This window comes from Nostoc sp. DedQUE08, from assembly GCF_034530895.1.
Taxonomy (GTDB): Bacteria; Cyanobacteriota; Cyanobacteriia; order Cyanobacteriales; family Nostocaceae; genus Nostoc.
In genome coordinates, this window is record NZ_JAVRCD010000027.1 from 26,811 (window position 1) to 43,182 (window position 16,372).

General features: G+C 41.9%; 13 protein-coding genes. 4 read left to right on the forward strand and 9 right to left on the reverse strand.

Annotated features, from left to right (window positions below):
- Positions 1 to 115: 115 nt before the first annotated feature.
- Positions 116 to 772 carry a hypothetical protein gene (locus RMY64_RS18805; protein ID WP_322686266.1) on the reverse strand — a complete coding sequence of 219 codons (657 nt, stop codon included), beginning with the start codon at positions 770 to 772 and terminating at the stop codon, positions 116 to 118.
- A 347-nt stretch (positions 773 to 1,119) separates the two neighbouring features.
- Here RMY64_RS18805 and RMY64_RS18810 point away from each other — a divergent pair, with 347 nt between their 5' ends.
- Positions 1,120 to 1,629, forward strand: coding sequence for a hypothetical protein (locus RMY64_RS18810; protein ID WP_322671082.1), 510 nt, complete (start codon positions 1,120 to 1,122; stop codon positions 1,627 to 1,629).
- 35 nt (positions 1,630 to 1,664) lie between these two features.
- On the opposite strand, the gene RMY64_RS18815 is transcribed toward RMY64_RS18810, so the two are convergent.
- On the reverse strand, positions 1,665 to 2,489 hold the full coding sequence (locus tag RMY64_RS18815; protein WP_322700811.1) for an ABC transporter permease: 825 nt from the start codon (positions 2,487 to 2,489) through the stop codon (positions 1,665 to 1,667).
- A gap of 486 nt (positions 2,490 to 2,975) precedes the next feature.
- On the opposite strand from RMY64_RS18815, the gene RMY64_RS18820 reads away from it, so the two are divergent.
- The gene (locus RMY64_RS18820; RefSeq protein WP_322671084.1) at positions 2,976 to 3,515 is read left to right on the forward strand and encodes a DUF3172 domain-containing protein; all 540 of its coding nucleotides are present in this window, start codon (positions 2,976 to 2,978) and stop codon (positions 3,513 to 3,515) included.
- A gap of 138 nt (positions 3,516 to 3,653) precedes the next feature.
- Here the strand turns inward: RMY64_RS18820 and RMY64_RS18825 are convergent, their stop codons facing one another.
- Positions 3,654 to 4,418, reverse strand: a complete 765-nt coding sequence (locus tag RMY64_RS18825) for a DeoR/GlpR family DNA-binding transcription regulator (protein ID WP_322686269.1) — start codon at positions 4,416 to 4,418, stop codon at positions 3,654 to 3,656.
- Positions 4,419 to 4,858: 440 nt separating this feature from the next.
- Here RMY64_RS18825 and RMY64_RS18830 point away from each other — a divergent pair, with 440 nt between their 5' ends.
- Positions 4,859 to 6,778, forward strand: a complete 1,920-nt coding sequence (locus tag RMY64_RS18830) for a transketolase C-terminal domain-containing protein (protein ID WP_322700812.1) — start codon at positions 4,859 to 4,861, stop codon at positions 6,776 to 6,778.
- Between the two features lie 194 nt (positions 6,779 to 6,972).
- Here the strand turns inward: RMY64_RS18830 and RMY64_RS18835 are convergent, their stop codons facing one another.
- The 6 genes from RMY64_RS18835 to RMY64_RS18860 form a co-directional block, all read right to left on the reverse strand.
- A complete protein-coding gene (locus tag RMY64_RS18835; protein WP_322700813.1) occupies positions 6,973 to 7,812 on the reverse strand; it encodes an AMIN domain-containing protein in 840 nt (279 codons plus the stop codon).
- 106 nt (positions 7,813 to 7,918) lie between these two features.
- Complete coding sequence (locus tag RMY64_RS18840) at positions 7,919 to 8,401, reverse strand: hypothetical protein (RefSeq protein WP_322700814.1); 483 nt, start codon at positions 8,399 to 8,401, stop codon at positions 7,919 to 7,921.
- Positions 8,402 to 8,405: 4 nt separating this feature from the next.
- Entirely contained in the window at positions 8,406 to 10,592 is a 2,187-nt protein-coding gene (locus RMY64_RS18845; protein ID WP_322700815.1) for a cation:proton antiporter, read from the reverse strand.
- 270 nt (positions 10,593 to 10,862) lie between these two features.
- Positions 10,863 to 12,149: a cation:proton antiporter gene (locus RMY64_RS18850; RefSeq protein WP_322700816.1), complete on the reverse strand. Its 1,287-nt coding sequence runs from the start codon at positions 12,147 to 12,149 to the stop codon at positions 10,863 to 10,865.
- Between the two features lie 692 nt (positions 12,150 to 12,841).
- A complete protein-coding gene (locus tag RMY64_RS18855) occupies positions 12,842 to 13,276 on the reverse strand; it encodes a hypothetical protein (protein ID WP_322700817.1) in 435 nt (144 codons plus the stop codon).
- A 161-nt stretch (positions 13,277 to 13,437) separates the two neighbouring features.
- A complete protein-coding gene (locus RMY64_RS18860) occupies positions 13,438 to 14,184 on the reverse strand; it encodes a GDSL-type esterase/lipase family protein (RefSeq protein WP_322671092.1) in 747 nt (248 codons plus the stop codon).
- 618 nt (positions 14,185 to 14,802) lie between these two features.
- On the opposite strand from RMY64_RS18860, the gene RMY64_RS18865 reads away from it, so the two are divergent.
- Complete coding sequence (locus RMY64_RS18865; RefSeq protein WP_322700818.1) at positions 14,803 to 16,371, forward strand: NACHT domain protein; 1,569 nt, start codon at positions 14,803 to 14,805, stop codon at positions 16,369 to 16,371.
- The last annotated feature ends 1 nt before the right edge of the window (position 16,372 follow it).

The following is a 16,372-nucleotide window of genomic DNA, read 5'->3' on the forward strand; positions in this document are numbered from 1 at the left end:
GGGCATTGGGCATTGGGCATTGGGTAATAATCAATAATTCTTCTGCCCCTGCTTCCCCTGCTTCCTCTGCTCCCCTGCCCCTCTGCTCCCCTGCTCCCTGCTCCCCCCAGTCCTCTTAACAGAGCGATCGCTTTAATTTGAAAGCTACGCCTAAAGCGCCAAAAACCAGTACACCCAAAACGTTAGTTGATTCAGGAACAGCGGTGTAATAAGAAGCCACTCTGATGGGCCCGTCTTTATCTTCTTGATCTGCTGGAATTGGTGGAATGATTCCAGCACCTGGCGCTAGATTAGGTAGGCTAGCGAATGGATTGTAAAATAGGCTTCCATTAGGGATTACGCCACCACTAAAAGTGACAGTACTACCCTTGATAGTAATGTCTTTAAAAACGTCCTTAAGATCGGGGTTAACAGAGGAACCAATCTTCCCATCTCCATTAACATCTCCCCACTCGACTGGTTCATTATCAAATGGTGGAGTAGAATTCGGATTACTATAGGACAGCGTTTTTAAATCAAAGACCAAGCTATTTATATCGTATCCGGTAGCATTTACAAAGTTATTAGCTACATCTGGAACACCATATTCTATTACTTCTCCTGGTAGAAACCCTGTAAGGGTTCTTGGTTTTTTGATATCGAGTATGGCTTGATTTTTAGTCGTCACAATGGGTTCTACAAAAATGACGGCTCTTGCTGGTGTCGAAGACAAAAAACTAATTCCTGCTGCTCCTAGAGCAGACAAGGCTATTTTTGTGGCAATTCTAGTCATATTTGTGTCCTTCTGATATTTCTTAACAGAATGCTATAACGTGTGAGTTAAATCAAACAGCAAAAACTCACTTTTCAACCGCATCTACTTGCTAGATAAATAGTGGTTAAGGTGTGCCTGTTTACTGAGTTGATATTTACTCATAGGTTGATTTATAAAGCAATTCTTGTAATGCTTTATCATGATAACTAGTAATTTCACGCAATCTTTATAAAAAATCCAAATTAGAACTTATGCATTGACAGATTAGACAAGATGTGAAGCATAAGTAATTATCCTGACTTTTGATGAACTGTGGTTCATTGCTGTCTTAACGGGACGCTACAACATAGCAGGTTTGAGATGAAATGGTTATAAGATTTAGAGACTATGGCAAACGGCTTTCTGATTTTGAGCAAGAAATTTTAGTATGTTGTCCCCAATGCAATCGCATTGCCAAGGTATTGACTGTAAACTCTGAGCAATCAAGTCTCAGTTCCATGAAAAGAATTACCTGTCAGCACTGTAGCTATACAAAACAACAGTCAAATGCTGCTAAACGAAAATCTGCACTGCTATTGTTGCAGAACAATTACAGGCATAAAAGAAATTCTCGCTATGGAATATTAGACCATTTTTTTGGCTTGCCCTTGTGGCTACAAATCTCTTGTTGCGGTCAGTTGCTATGGGCATATAATGAAGCTCATTTGAACTTCCTGGAAAGCTATGTTCAATCAAGGTTGCGAGAACGCTTGCCAGATGAGTCATTAGGCTGGCACAATGGCAGTCTTGCCAGTCGCCTACCCCGATGGATCAAGCTAACGCAGCATCGGGAAAAAGTTTTACAGAAAATTCAACAGTTAAAGCACAGGTTGTAATCAATGCTTTTACGAATTACGAATTACGAATTACTTTAATCTTGCTGATGAGCAAATTTATAACCACCCCAGAGAGAAAGAGCGATCGCAACCACCAACAAAATCGGTATGCTGTACCAAGGAAACTGAGACAAGGGTAAATGGGCAGCTGCACGCAGTCCGATGCTGGCGTAGGTTAACGGTAACAGGTAAACTACGACTTTAAGGGCTGCCGGTAATGTACCAGGGTCAAAGAAGGTTGCCCCTAAGAATGACATGGGGATAATAATAAAGTTATTGTAGAGTCCAACTGATTCGAGCGATCGCACACTCAACCCTACAATCACTCCTAATCCAGCAAATACCGCACAATTGAGCACCACTAACAGTAAAAACAGTGGGTTGACAAAATTCCAGTTTCCACTTAAGAGCAACGCTACCAAAATCACGGAACCGGAAGTCATCAAACCCCGCACGACTCCCGCCAGCATTTTACCAATGTACAGCGCTAAGGGATTTATGGGAGTTAACAACAATTCCTCAAAGGTTTTGGTAAATAATCTGTCTCCACAAATTGAAAATGTCGTTCCAGCAAAGCTAACTGTCATCGACGACAGCGCCACCATTCCCGGTAATATAAATTCCAAATAGTTGTCATAGTTACCACTAATTCCCGAACCGGGTTTGATGGAACTACCTAAACCCAAGCCAAAAGCTAAAATATATATCAGTGGCGATATTAAACCTGATGCAGCAACTGGTAAAATTCTCACGCGTAAATCTAGCCAATCTCCCCAAAAAATAGTCAGACTATCAGCCAGGAAGATTTGAAGTTGCGAATTGAACCTCTTGCCCGAAGGTAGTGCTCTTTGAGATGTCACTTGCTTTCAATTAGTTATGAAAATTTCATTAAATCTTAATTTACATTGTTTTACACATCAATTACTAGTAGTCTGCGAACCCAAAAATGCGCTTGTGAGGACTGGGGAAAGGGGAAAGGGAAAACGGGTAAGGGATTTAAACCCTTTCCCACTTCCCCTTTAACCTTTACCCCGCCAAGTTCCCTTGGCGTACTATTAGGGGAAACAAAAATATCTCATCCGAAAAATTGAATAATTAACAACAAAAGTTAGATAGTTTAAGCATTCTGACTATATCAATTGTGAAAGTAAATAGCTATATCTGATAACAATTAAAAGTATTAAAATTTTGTTCCAATATCTAGATAAAATAGTATTTTTCTCATTTAACAAGAATATCGCAGAGAAAATCACAGGCAATTACAGTCAAGAATAGGCATACTGAAAGAGGGAGAAAAAACTTTAGACTACTCCCTCCCAAATCGGCGTGAAGGTGATTAAGCAACAATGAAACGTAAATCTACTGGTAGATCGGCTACTACTTCTAAACCCTCTATTTTCCAATCCCCTCTATTTAACTTCACCACCATCGCAATTATGGGAGGGGTGTTGATTTTGGGAATTGGGATTGGCATTGCTTTTAGTTCTACAGCCACATTGTCCCCAGCAAATGTGGCTTCCCGTGACTTCATTGACACCAAAGCACCAAACCCTGAAATTTGTGTGCAGTATGGAGCCAGTGCAATGGTAATGGACGCTAGATTGTTCGTTACTCTCAGCCCCTTTAATGTCTATGTTTCCCAGCCCACTATGCGTCCTGGATGCGTTCTCCGACAAAATAACTGGGCGCTTTTAGAGCAACGTAAGTTAGTGACATCCGATCAGGTAAGAGATTGCAAAAATCGCCTGAACACCTTTGGCTTTACAGGTAACTTGGACAGTGACAAACCTGATATTAGATGTATATATCAGAATGAAGCGGCTCAAAACTTCTTCAACGCTCAACCGGGAGCAGTTGGAACACCTCAGGAAACGGATAGATTTTAGATTTGGGCATTGGGCATTGGGCATTGGGCAAAACAGTTCTGAGTGCTGAGTTAGGAGTTAGAAGTGAGGAATTATTTTCCTTGTCTTCCTTGTCTCCCCAATCCCCAGTTCCCTGCGATCGCATCTGCCTTCATCAGCTCACTCGTACTCGTCACGTATAATTGTTAAACCTAAAGCTTTGTAGGCACTCAGCATATTATTAGATACTGTCGGTGCTGTTACTAGGTAAGTCAGGGCATGAATGGACTCCACGAGATAAGGAGCAGCCGTGTCTAGTTTTTCTGCTGTGACTAATCCGACTACCTCAGCCGATCCAGCAATCATCGCTCGTTTGACGTGGGCTTCGTCTAGGTTAGGTACACTAATCCCAACTTCTGGATGCAAACTGCAAACTCCCAACATGCACAAATCTGCACGAATCATCCGTAATGTCTCAATTGTGACAGTACCCACGTTCACCAAGGCTTTTTTGTAGAGTTGTCCACCTAACATCACAACTTCTATATGGGGATGTTCTGCTAAAGCAACTGCTATTGGCGGACTATTTGTGATCACTGTTGCGTGCAAATCTAGGGGCAAATGACGGGTTACTTGGAGAGTTGTTGTACCTCCATCTAAAATCACCACCTGTCCTGTACTAACTAATTTTGCTGCTGTCCGAGCGATCGCTTCCTTTTCTTTTGGCGCTTGCTTTTGGCGATCGGCATAACTAGCGGTGGCTGGAGATTTCAGGAGCGCTCCCCCATGAACGCGTTGCAATAGTCCGGTTTGTGCCAGTTCTCGCAAATCCCGGCGAATCGTATCCTCAGAAACCTTGAGAACAGCACTAAGTTCTGTCGAAAGTACCTTTTTATCACGACGCAGAATTTCTAAGATAAATTGTCGTCGTTCAGCAGTTAGCATAATTAATTTTCCTGAAAATGCGTTTTTGAACTTGAAATTGCACGTTTGTGAGTTTATACTTATTGATATGCAAGTTCTTGTACGGTAATCCGTAACTTCAATTGAATTCAAGCACATTCATGCACAATTGCATGTATTGATTTTGGCATTTGATGAAATCACACGGTTCCACAAAGGTTCTGAGTGGTTAGCTTGAGCTTGGATAATTGTTGCCCATCGGGGTTTTAACAATTTTTTTGTAATGCGATCGCGCATCCCATCTCAATACGGTTCGGTTAATGTGCTTATTCCTCGAAGATCCCCCCAACCCCCCTTAAAAAAGGGGGCTTCTGACCCTCTTTTACCCCCTTAAAAAGGGGGTCGCCATAGGCGGGGGGATCTTATCCGAACCATATTGCATTCCAATCTGTTCAAATTGTTTTTTATTCAATCAATAAACCATGACTACTATTAATACCCAATTTCCAATCGATCTCGGTGCTTACAAACCTTTAGCGCTCAATCCGGCAAATTCGAGCCTGACAGATGAACAGCGAGAGACTCTCAAAGCGAATATTCAACTTTGCCGAGATGCGATCGTCTTTTTTACAGCGACTGGCGCTGCTAGCGGAGTGGGCGGCCATACTGGTGGGCCATACGATACAGTACCAGAGGTGATAATCCTCGATGCCTTTTTCCGAGGAGCATCGGAGCAATTTGTGCCGATTTTCTTTGACGAAGCAGGACATCGAGTCGCCACCCAATATCTGATGGCAACATTGCATGGTGACTTACCTGCCGAGCAACTTTTACGTTATCGGCAAGCACATTCCAATTTACCGGGACACCCCGAACTAAAACTAACTCCTGGTGTGAAATTTAGTTCTGGGCGCTTGGGCCATATTTGGCCTTACATCAATGGTGTGGCAATGGCGAATCCAGGCAAGGCTGTTTTCTGTCTCGGTTCTGATGGATCGCAGCAAGAAGGCAACGATGCCGAAGCTGCTCGCTTGGCTGTTGCTCAACATCTCAACGTCAAACTGCTTATTGATGACAACGACGTAACGATCGCCGGACATCCTTCTAAATATTTACCTGGTTTCAGCGTCGCCAAAACCTTAGAAGGCCACGGGTTGAAAGTACTTCAGGGAGACGGGGAAGACTTAGACGATTTATACCGTCGCATTTGCGAAGCTGTGAATACTCCCGGAGCGATCGCTATTATCAATAAACGCCCGATGTGTCCTGGTATTGAAGGTTTAGAAGGTTCCATTCATGGTCATGATGTCATTTCTGTAGATTTAGCAGTTAAATATCTAGAATCTCGCGGACAAACTGCGGCTGTCGAATACCTTAAAAGTATTGAGAAACCCAAACAAACATATACATTTCTAGGTTCTGGCGATAAATGGGGCGCTAACCGTAGTGTATTTGGTGAAGCCGTGGTGGGTGTCCTCAGTCGCATGAGTGAAGTGGAGCGTAAAGAAAAAGTTAAGGTCATTGATAGCGATCTAGAAGGCTCCTGCGGTTTGAAGAAAATTCATGAAACATACCCAGAAATATTTATTTCCTCCGGCATCATGGAACGGAGCAACTTCTCTGCTGCGGCTGGATTCGGGATGGACGAGGGCAAGCAAGGTATTTTTGCGACCTTCAGCGCCTTCCTAGAAATGTGTATCTCAGAAATCACGATGGCACGGCTAAACTATTCCAATGTTCTGTGTCATTTTTCCCATGCGGGTATAGATGACATGGCAGATAACAGCTGCCACTTTGGTATAAATAATATGTTTGCCGACAATGGCTTGGATGATGGCTACCCAACACAGTTGTACTTCCCAGCAGATAATAATCAAATGACAGCTTGTGTAGAAGCTGTATTCCATGAGCCTGGACTGCGGTTTATTTTCTCCACCCGTTCCAAAGTGCCCAATATTCAGGACAGCAACGGCAACGACTTGTTTGGAAGTGGTTACAAATTTGTTCCCGGTAAAGATGAGGTTATACGAGAAGGGACACAAGGCTACATTATCAGTTTTGGCGATGCTCTCTACCGTGCTGTTGATGCTGTAGAACGCCTGAAGCAAGAAGGGCTAGACGTTGGTTTGATTAACAAAGCAACTTTAAACACCATTGATGAAGAAATAATTACCAAAGTTGGTAAAGCTCCTTTTGTGCTTGTAGTAGAACCTTTCAACCGTCGCACTGGCTTAGGCAGCCGTTTCGGTTCTTGGCTACTAGAGCGGGGGTTGACTCCCAAATATGCCCATCTTGGAACTTATAAAGAAGGTTGCGGCGGTTTGTGGGAACAGTACCCATATCAAGGTATCGATCCAGTCGGCATCATCAACAAGGTGAAGGAGTTAGTTGGAAAAAAATAATTCATTTATTAGGGCATAGGGCATAGCAGGGAAGCAGGGGAGTAATGAGTAATGAGTAACGAGTAATGAGTTGGAGCAGGGGGACAAGGAGGAATTATTGAACAAGTCTCTCCCAAGTCTTCCCCCTCTTCCTTGTCAACCTTTGTCTCTTCTGCATACCCAATGCCCAATGCCCCATACCCAATTCCCAATTTTTATTTAGTTTTAGGTAAAGGTTGACCAAACTCGATTACCTGGGGTTCGGGATCGTTGGGGATTGTTGGAATTGGAAATTCCGACACCCCTAAAGGAGGAATGTTATTTAAATTACTGGGTTGATTTGGGAAAGAAGCAGGGGGAAGACTCGAAGCAGGTTGTTGAGAGGGAGAGGATGTATTTTGATTTAAAGCAGGTACAGTGACAAAAGGCTGCCCTGAGTTAATAGTAGTTGTTGAGGGCAGTTGATTGGATGGAGGCGGAACTGTGAGTAAGGGGGATTGTTGATTAGTAGCGGTTACAGGTTGTTTACTAGGCGGCTTTTGGAGTGTTTGAGGTTGTTTCTTGGCTGAAGGAGGGGAATTTCCTGATTTTACGGCAGTAGTTTTACCAGAAATAACCGGACGTAATACCCAGCGAGTGGAGTTTTTTCGGGAAACTGGTTGCAGTTGTACCTTTTTGGGATTAAAAACAGTCCCTGCTGCTAAATCTAGGACAATACGTGTATCGTTTGCGTTTAGCTGAGAAATGCGAATGCTTTTGATTGCTCCAGAATAATTTTGTTGTGTGGTAACTTTGCCCAACTTAGTATTCGGTAAATCTACAACCAGACGAGAGGGTTGGGCTAAGTAGAAATAACGAGGGGTTGTGCCTGCTGAAAGAGTGATTTCGAGTTGCTGTGTCTTGGGAGAAAAACGCCAATTATTTAGCTTTGCCCCTGGTGTACCAGCATTAGTAAAAGTTTCGAGAGCGATCGCTGTATAAAAACTTAATATACTGATGCTAAATAACTGCTTGCCCCATTGGTAAGATTGCTTAGTTTTTAGTTCCCGATTCATTCTGTTTATTTGCTCCATAAAACCCATACAATGCACTTACATTGCTGTTTACTTCGCGCTTGCAATCCCGTAGACGCGATGAATCGCGTCTCTACCCACCCCCAATTCAATTAGCTTTTTGAGGCACAGCAGTAAATTTCAGAGTTTGTGGAATACCATTCACGGTTAATTGACCTGTCATATTACCTTTATCCACAAGTTGCATTTGAATTGTGACTGAGGTTAGAGGATCGTTTTGGGGGCGAGGAATATTACAAAGTATCGATCTGCCTACTTTCCCAGATAAATTTAATTGTTGATTTTTGAAGATGCCTGCCAGAGAGTGCTTTTCGTCAGTGTCGGCGTTAGCGTTTGCCGGTAATACAGAGGCATTTAAGTAAATACCTGACTGCTCAATGTTTAACGTCAGAGTATCCGATTTTTCACAGTTAGGCAAATTCTCCGCTAGGGTTAGACGATAGCGACCGTTAACTGGCGGAGGAGCCTTGAGTTTGTTTTCTCCGTAAACAGTGACAGTTTTAAACAACAGTAGCACTGAAATTATTGCTACTCCGTAAAAACTTAAAGATTTGAGGTTGAAATGATTCATGTTCTCAGTTCCTCAATGTTGGCTCTTGACTGCTAACATCAGGAAGCATAGAAGCCAGATGAGCGGTGACTTGACTGTAACGGCGGGTAATCAGCAGGGAGGAGCAACATTGAATGGCTAGTTGATCTGTATATCTTCCCAAGGTTTGACGCTCGATACCCCAAGCGCGGCTGGTGCCAGCAATTGTTAGGTCTACATTTTTTGAGGCTTCGACTACAGCTTGGATTGGATCTGGAGCTTGGACAATTTTGATTTCAATGCGATCGCGTACACTGGCGGGCAATTGTTCCATCATCGTATTTAGCTCGTAATTCAATTCTTCCTTGGCGTGATTTTCTACTATCTGTAATATCTGCAACACACAAGTCTCACGATTGATTAGCAGTCTCAGAGCTATTATTAGTGCTAAATCATCATGGATATTGGCCGAATAAGGTACTAATAAACTTTCTAATTGCTCTTTACCTTTATCTACAAACACTGCTACATCCACTGGGGCAGTAGTAAGCATTTGTCCGACTCGTCCACCTAAACGATTACTACTAAAAGCTGGTCGATGCCAGCCAACGAGAATTAAATCAGCTTGTTCTAATGTGGCAATCTGTGCTGTTTCACGGGCAACGTTGCTAGATATGCGAACGATCGGATGCACACAGGAACGTGTTTCTGGCGGTTCGAGAGTATTAATCAATTCTTCTAGCTGCTGGCGGCGCTGGGCGATTAATCGGTCTGCTTCAACTGGCGTACTTTCAAAGGCATAATCTTCTTGAAATTCAATCAGGCTCAGAGGGTTAACAACAGCGGGATATTGAAAGTTGATGGCGATATTTGCTGCCAACTGTACCAAGCCTTTTTGGGTACTCGGATTCGCCACTGGCACTAAAATTCGGTAGGGACGAATGTAAGTTTCGGCATCAGCGGCGGTGGTAGTTGTTTGTGCTTCTAACTCCGGTTCCACCACATCTAACCTGATCAGCTTTTTCGGATATGTCCATTCCAGCAGTGGCGAGGTCATGAAGGTAGTTACCAATGCCATAATTACCAGCATGGTAAATATTAAGGGAGAAATTACCTTTAACTCTAAACCAATGTTTAGCACTATCAGTTCGGTTAAACCGCGAGTATTCATTAACCAACCGAGTGCTGAGGCTTCCCGTTTACTAATGCCACTGACACGCGCTGCTACATAAGTACCAACATATTTGCCTGCGATCGCCACAGCTAAAACCAACGCACACAAAAGCCACAATTCGGGACGGTTGAGCAAGCCAATCTGCGTTTTTAAACCACTGTAGGCAAAAAATATTGGCAGCAAGAAAATTAGGACAAAATCTTCTGTTTTTATTGCCAATTCTCGGACTAAATCTTCATTTTTGGGCATGGCTGCTCCCAGCAAAAATGCTCCAAAAATTAAGTGAATCCCAATTAGTTCAGTGATTAGCGCCGATGCAACCACTGCCATATAAATCCCAGCTAGCAGTAATTGGCTGAGTCTTCCCGCACGGAGGTAGTGTTTGGCAAGGCCTTGCAAGAACCAACGACCGACTGTCAACATCAAGCCGATGTAAACTATGCTGGCGATAATTGTGGGTACAGCACCAGCAAAGTCACCAGTTCGCGCAACTGCGATCGCAACTGCCAAGAGACACCAAGCTGTCACATCATCCACTGCTGCACAAGTTAACGCCAATGTTCCTAAACGCGTTCCTTGTAAATTGTTTTCAGTAATGATTCGCGCCAACACTGGAAAGGCAGTAATCGACATCGCCGCCCCCAAAAATAAAGCAAAGGCGGTGAACGATACACTTGCATTGGAAACTAGGGGATAAAGTACTACCGCTAGCAATGTTCCTAGAGAAAACGGCACCAAAATGCTGACATGAGAAGTTAAAACTGCTACTTCTAATTGACCGCCGAGGTATTTGGGATTTAGTTCTAGCCCAATTAGAAACATGAAAAATATTAGTCCCACCTGAGACAAAACATTCAGAAAAGGAAAAGTTTCTGGTGGAAACAAGCTAACTGCTAGATGGGGAGCAACTAACCCAAATAAAGATGGGCCGAGCATAATTCCGGCGACAATTTCACCAATTACTAGCGGTTGCTTAATAGAACGAAATGCTAGCCCTACTAGCCGTGAAAGCCCAATAACAATCAGCACCTCAACCAGAACGAGAATAACGATGTGCATGGTTTCCTCAAAATTAACTATCTGGTTTCCCTAAGATAATTCTTTAAAATACTAGAAAATGTCAAGCTTGTTAGATACACCCAAGAGTAATTTGTGCTTCGTTGTTATATTAATTATTGTTACGATGCCGTTGTAGCCGTTATGGGTAATCAAGTTTGTAGTAAGGACTTTAGTCCTTAATTTTCTCAGCACTAAAGCGCTTACTAAAAACCCTCAAAACTAGCTTAGATATTGTACTAAATACTTAATTAATCTAATATTTAATTTTGCTTAATTCAAAGATTTCTCATAGCTTGTACCGTGCAATAAAAAGGCAATCAGTGGTGATGCCATAAGAGTTGTAATAACTGCCATAATCACCATTATAGTGAATAAAGTTGGGGTAATTATACCTTGTTCTAGACCAATATTGAGGATGATTAACTCCATCAAACCACGAGCATTCATCAGAGCGCCGATTGTTGCAGATTCGCGCCAATTTTCCCCCGCCAATTTTGCAGCCAACATACAAGCAACACCTTTACCGAGAATTGCGATCGCAATAATTAACAACGTCACTCCCCACAAAGTAGGTGTGTTTACCAATCCAATTTGAGTATTTAATCCAGAGAAAACAAAAAAAATCGGTAACAAAAAAGAAGTAGTTAAAAACTCCGTATATTGGCGAATTTGTTGGGCGAATTCTCCGCGTGGTGTCACTGCTCCCAACACAAAAGCACCGAATATTGCATAGATACCTGTAACATCGGTAAACCATGCACAAAACATCAAAACTATCAACATTAAAGTCAGGGTTTGTCTGTTCACACCTTCGCGTTTTGTCATGCGTGTGAACGCTTTCAGTAGAGGTTGTCCGAGAAAAATCGCAAATAGCACATAGCAAATTCCACCACCAATTGCTAATATGGCAATGCTCAGAGAATTTTTCACGCTAGCAAGCACAATCGCCAGCAAACACCAAGCAACTGCATCATCAACCGATGCTGCACCTAAAGCCAAAGTACCGAAGCGGGTTTGTGTAAGACCGCGTTCGTAAAGAATACGAGCTAACATTGGAAAAGCCGTAATTGTCATCGATGCACCCAAATACAAAGCAGCTGACCAAGGCATAACTTTTGGTTGAAAGAAATCGCCATTGTGATAAAACCAAAAAGATGCGATCGCTCCTAAAATAAAAGGAGTGATAATCCCAGCCGCAGATAGCAAACTTGCACTTTTAATATGATGTTTTAAGAGTTTGGTATTAAAGTCTAAACCAATCAAAAACATATAAATTACCAATCCAATCTGGCTAATAGCATATAAAATCGACATTGATGGATTGGGTATCTTGAGTCCGACAGCAGTGATGATGGGAAGCTTAGGAAATAGCCATTGCTGAAAATCTGGTGCAATCAATCCTAAAAGTGATGGCCCTAGCATTACACCTGCGATCATTTCGCAAACAACATCAGTTTGACCAAGATAGCGGCGTCCTAAAATCGTGACAATGCGACAAGTGGTCAAAATAACTGTAAGTTGTAGAAATAGCCGAATAACCAGATCAAAATTTGACATTGTACTTCCTTGATTGATGTCTCTGCATTCAAGAATTTCCCTAGAGTTTAAAGTTTTCTTGTTTTACTCATATATAACTACCACATCAGCACAAATGCCAATTTTGTAAACATAAGATAGCTGTTTGTAATTTGATGAGATACAACAATAAATGTGTTCCTTTGGTTTCTAAAGTCATCTTGTTCTTAATAACGCACATAACTGTACGTCAATACAACATATTGCATCCAAACTAAAATCGCCATATATGATTTTTTATGATTTGTTAATTTGCGATTTATAGCCCAATACGCTTGGCTTTGTAAAAAATTGTAGGTTGGGTAAAGCAAAGCGCAACCCAACAAAGCTATGAAAATGTTGGGTTACTCTTCTCCTGTCGGAGACGCTACGCGAACGAGAAGCCGCTTCGGGTCTACGTTCCTCAAATGCCACTTGCTTCTCCCAAAGAGAGACGCTGCGCGTAGCTTGCTTCCCCGAAGGGGTACAAGTCGGGAAACTGCAAGGGTGCAGTGGTTCCCCAGCCTACACAACTTAAGGTTTTTGGCGCTAACCCAAGCGTATTGATTTATAGCCTTATCTATTTGAGGCACAATCAACTGTAGGGACGTACATTTGTGCGTCCCTACCCTACGGTTGAATTACCTGAAAATTGCTAGAATTTTTGATTAAATTAGTTTCGATAATTTGAAATTTTACAACCACTCCCCGCCTCGAAAACGCCAACGAAGGAAGATAATTCGCATCAGGCTTTGGGAACTAATAAAAACCACTAGCCACACCATACTATAGTGCAATAAAAAAGCTCCTGGTGAAAGTTCTTCTTTCGGTAAAGGTATTGGTAAAAAGCCAAATAATTTGACTCCACAAAATATAAATATCAATTCCCATATCCCAGCTAAGAGTTGATAAGCTGCTGGCCAATCTCTATCCCAACGGAATTTTTGGAGATAGTCATAAAGTACATCCCAACCTAAGCCAAAAATAGCGACATAAGCAAGTATCCAAAAATAAACCGAGTTAGCACCAGGGCCAATCCAACCCATTGCAAATGGCAAAGATACGAGTACGCCGACAGTTATCAGTAATAATAATCGAGTTTGCCAGCGACCAAATAAAGTTGGTGTCATAGGAGTGCTGAATGCTGAGTGCTGAGTTAGGAGTTAAAAGTTAGGAGTAATGAATAATATAGAAAAATTAGAGTTTTTATAAATAGATTTTGGTGCTTTTTGCGAGGATGGCAAATACGAGAATATCAGCTAGCCCCAAAGCACCAACACATCTATAATTATTAGGATGGTTTAAGGTGATAATCAAATTTAGAATGGTAAGCTGCATTGGCAAAGCTCATTGAAGGTATGGCATCCCAATTGATTACATCTTCTAACAAAGCTTGATAACCTAGTGTATTGGGATGAAGTCCATCTTCACTCAAGCGTTTGAGTCGCCAACTTTCACCGCGTTCCATCCATTGCTCAAAAATATCCAAATAGGGAATCTGCCGTTTGCTGCAAGCAATTCGAGTTGCTTCTTTGTAGCGGTATTGGTCGGCATGATTGTAATAAAAACAATCTAAAAATGGCATTTTGGCTTCATCTACTGGCACCATGCCCACAAATAACACAGGGCAAAGTTGCTGTGCTAAATCTAGCAGAGATGCAATTTCCTTTTCAAACAATGTAAAATCTGTGTAACTTCTACCATCGGGACGTGCCAACCGGGCTGAGTCATTCACTCCTACGGATAAAATAATCAAATCAGGAACACGATTTCGCAGTTCACCCCGGTGGCGAAATTCAACTTCCAATCTTTGAGCTACTTGTTGGGTGCGATCGCCTCTTACCCCTAAATTATAAAGAATATGACCGGCACTATCCGGCAACATCCACCATCGCCTTAGTTGCTCAATCCAGCCTCCTTTTTCCGGGTCGCCGAATCCATAAATTAAGCTGTCCCCCAGTGCGACAATCTTCATAGGCTGAAAGTGATTTGGTGGTAGAGACAGCTGCATTGAGGAAGAAGCGAGAAATGTGTGCATTTAACGACTATATTTTATATCTTTACAAGATTCTATACATTTCTATACCATAGATGGCTACCTTTAGTGTCCAAGCATTTATGGAGTTTCTACTTGTTGATATGGTTGCAAAGTTAATATTGCCACAGTTGAGCCTCTGAAGGTGAACGTTGAGCCTTTGAGGTCGAACGTTGAGCCTCTGAAGGTGAACGTTGAGCCTCTGAAGGTGAACGTTGAGCTTCTGAGGGTGAATGTTGAGCCTCTGAAGATGAACGTTAAGCCTTTGAGGGTGAACGTTGAGCCTTTGAGGGTGAAACTTGCGGTTTAAAAGCTCAAGTTTGGGGTTTGGTACTGAAAATGGCTATGCGATGTCTACGATGGGCCACGCCTACGCACTATGTTTCAGTTTATTTTAGGTATGTGTGAGTGATGTCTACGACGAGCTACGCCTACGCACTTTGCCAAATGAGTGTGAGAATCGAACCGCGAGGTGCAGAGGACACAGAGGAAGAAGGAAGAGAGAGCGTTAACAAATCTTACTGAAAGTATCGCTATTATATGGCGGTGGCTGGGGTAAATTTTACCATGTGTGGTTAGGATAGGTTGCAGGTGTAAAAATTATCTCTACCGTTAGCGAAGATGAGTATTGACCTTGTAGTTAATGCACTTAAGAATATTGCTAAACCTGCGGCTTCTCTAGTTATCAATCAAGCTCAACACAATGAAAGTGTTGTTAGAACCTTAAGAAAACAATTCAATTTTGACCCAGTACAACCACCTAAAGATGTTGATGGTGTTTATGTTTACTCTTTAATTGAGTATGGTGTGGGTAAGCCAGAAGCAATTCTGAATCTTTTTAGAGAAAACAAGATTAAAAATGCTTTTTGGAGTGCTTATACTGCAAATAATCCCTTGGGTTTCTGCAAGGAAGTAGAAAAGTTTTTGCAGGGTAAGGATTTAGAATATGATATCCGATTATTGAGAATTGAACTGCGATCGCAGTTAGAGGAATTTGGGGAAATATTTATTCAGATTGCCAAAAAAAGCAAATCCAAAGAGTTTGAGCCTTTCCCTGATTGGAATTTAGACGAGTATCCAGCAGAATTTAAGTCGTTAATTAGAGAGAAAATTCGCTCGTTTTGCGGCCGTAAGTTCGTTTTTGAGACATTTAACCAATTTATCACCAAAAATCGCAGTGGTTACTTCACTGTAATGGGTGATGCGGGGATGGGGAAGAGTACCATCGCTGCTAAATATATTTGGGACAATAAATCACCATGCTATTTTAATATTCGCTCAGACGGTCGTAATCGAGCGGAGCTATTTCTTGACAGTATTCGCAAACAATTAATTAAGCGTTACCAGTTGCAGAATGCCGAAAAAGCTAATTTAGCAGATTTACTAGAACAGGTTAGCAAAAAACTGACTGCTGGCGAACATGTTGTAATTGTAATTGATGCTCTGGATGAAGTGGAACAAGAAGCAGGGGGTAATCTTTTAGATTTACCACCGTCGCTTCCTGAGCGTGTTTATTTTCTGCTGACTAGACGACCTTATACTATAGATAAAAAACGCTTGTCTGCACCAGATGTCCCCGTAGAGGAACTAGATTTAAGGGGAAGTCAGTATATTAATTTAAGTCGTGAAGATATCAAGGAGTATATTCGGTTCTTTTTAAATGTTGATCAAGACTATAAAAATGCACTTAGACAATGGATGCAAGACCGCAATATTTATGATAACGATTTTGTTGAGCAGGTAGCAACTAAAAGTGAAAATAATTTCATGTACCTGCGCTATGTTTTGCCAGGAATTACTAAAGGTGACTATAAAGACCTGATTTTAAAGCAATTACCCGATGGTTTGCAAGAATATTATCAAGATCATTGGCGGCGGATGGGGATGGATGAAAAACCCCAGGAAGTAAAGGTATTTATCTTATTTATTTTAGTGGAGATTGGTACACCAATTCCTTGTGAGATAATAGCAGCTATTGCTGAACAGGATGAATATAATGTGCAATTAGTTTTAGATGAGTGGGTTGAGTATTTGAAGCTGTTGAATATAGAGGGAGAATACTGCTACAGCATCTATCACGCTAGTTTTTTAGACTTTTTGAAATATAAACGGGTTCTGGATTCTAAACGGAAGCTATTTCAAGAGGTTAATCAACGCATTGCGGAATATCTTGTACAAAAGATGGCGTGAG

Coding starts and splice junctions, on each gene's coding strand:
- RMY64_RS18825 (WP_322686269.1), bottom strand. CDS start 4,418: ATGCTAACTGCTGAACGACGACAATTTATCTTAGAAATTCTGCGTCGT.
- RMY64_RS18820 (WP_322671084.1), top strand. CDS start 2,976: ATGAAACGTAAATCTACTGGTAGATCGGCTACTACTTCTAAACCCTCT.
- RMY64_RS18840 (WP_322700814.1), bottom strand. CDS start 8,401: ATGAATCATTTCAACCTCAAATCTTTAAGTTTTTACGGAGTAGCAATA.
- RMY64_RS18860 (WP_322671092.1), bottom strand. CDS start 14,184: ATGCACACATTTCTCGCTTCTTCCTCAATGCAGCTGTCTCTACCACCA.
- RMY64_RS18805 (WP_322686266.1), bottom strand. CDS start 772: ATGACTAGAATTGCCACAAAAATAGCCTTGTCTGCTCTAGGAGCAGCA.
- RMY64_RS18845 (WP_322700815.1), bottom strand. CDS start 10,592: ATGCACATCGTTATTCTCGTTCTGGTTGAGGTGCTGATTGTTATTGGG.
- RMY64_RS18865 (WP_322700818.1), top strand. CDS start 14,803: ATGAGTATTGACCTTGTAGTTAATGCACTTAAGAATATTGCTAAACCT.
- RMY64_RS18850 (WP_322700816.1), bottom strand. CDS start 12,149: ATGTCAAATTTTGATCTGGTTATTCGGCTATTTCTACAACTTACAGTT.
- RMY64_RS18855 (WP_322700817.1), bottom strand. CDS start 13,276: ATGACACCAACTTTATTTGGTCGCTGGCAAACTCGATTATTATTACTG.
- RMY64_RS18835 (WP_322700813.1), bottom strand. CDS start 7,812: ATGAATCGGGAACTAAAAACTAAGCAATCTTACCAATGGGGCAAGCAG.
- RMY64_RS18830 (WP_322700812.1), top strand. CDS start 4,859: ATGACTACTATTAATACCCAATTTCCAATCGATCTCGGTGCTTACAAA.
- RMY64_RS18810 (WP_322671082.1), top strand. CDS start 1,120: ATGGTTATAAGATTTAGAGACTATGGCAAACGGCTTTCTGATTTTGAG.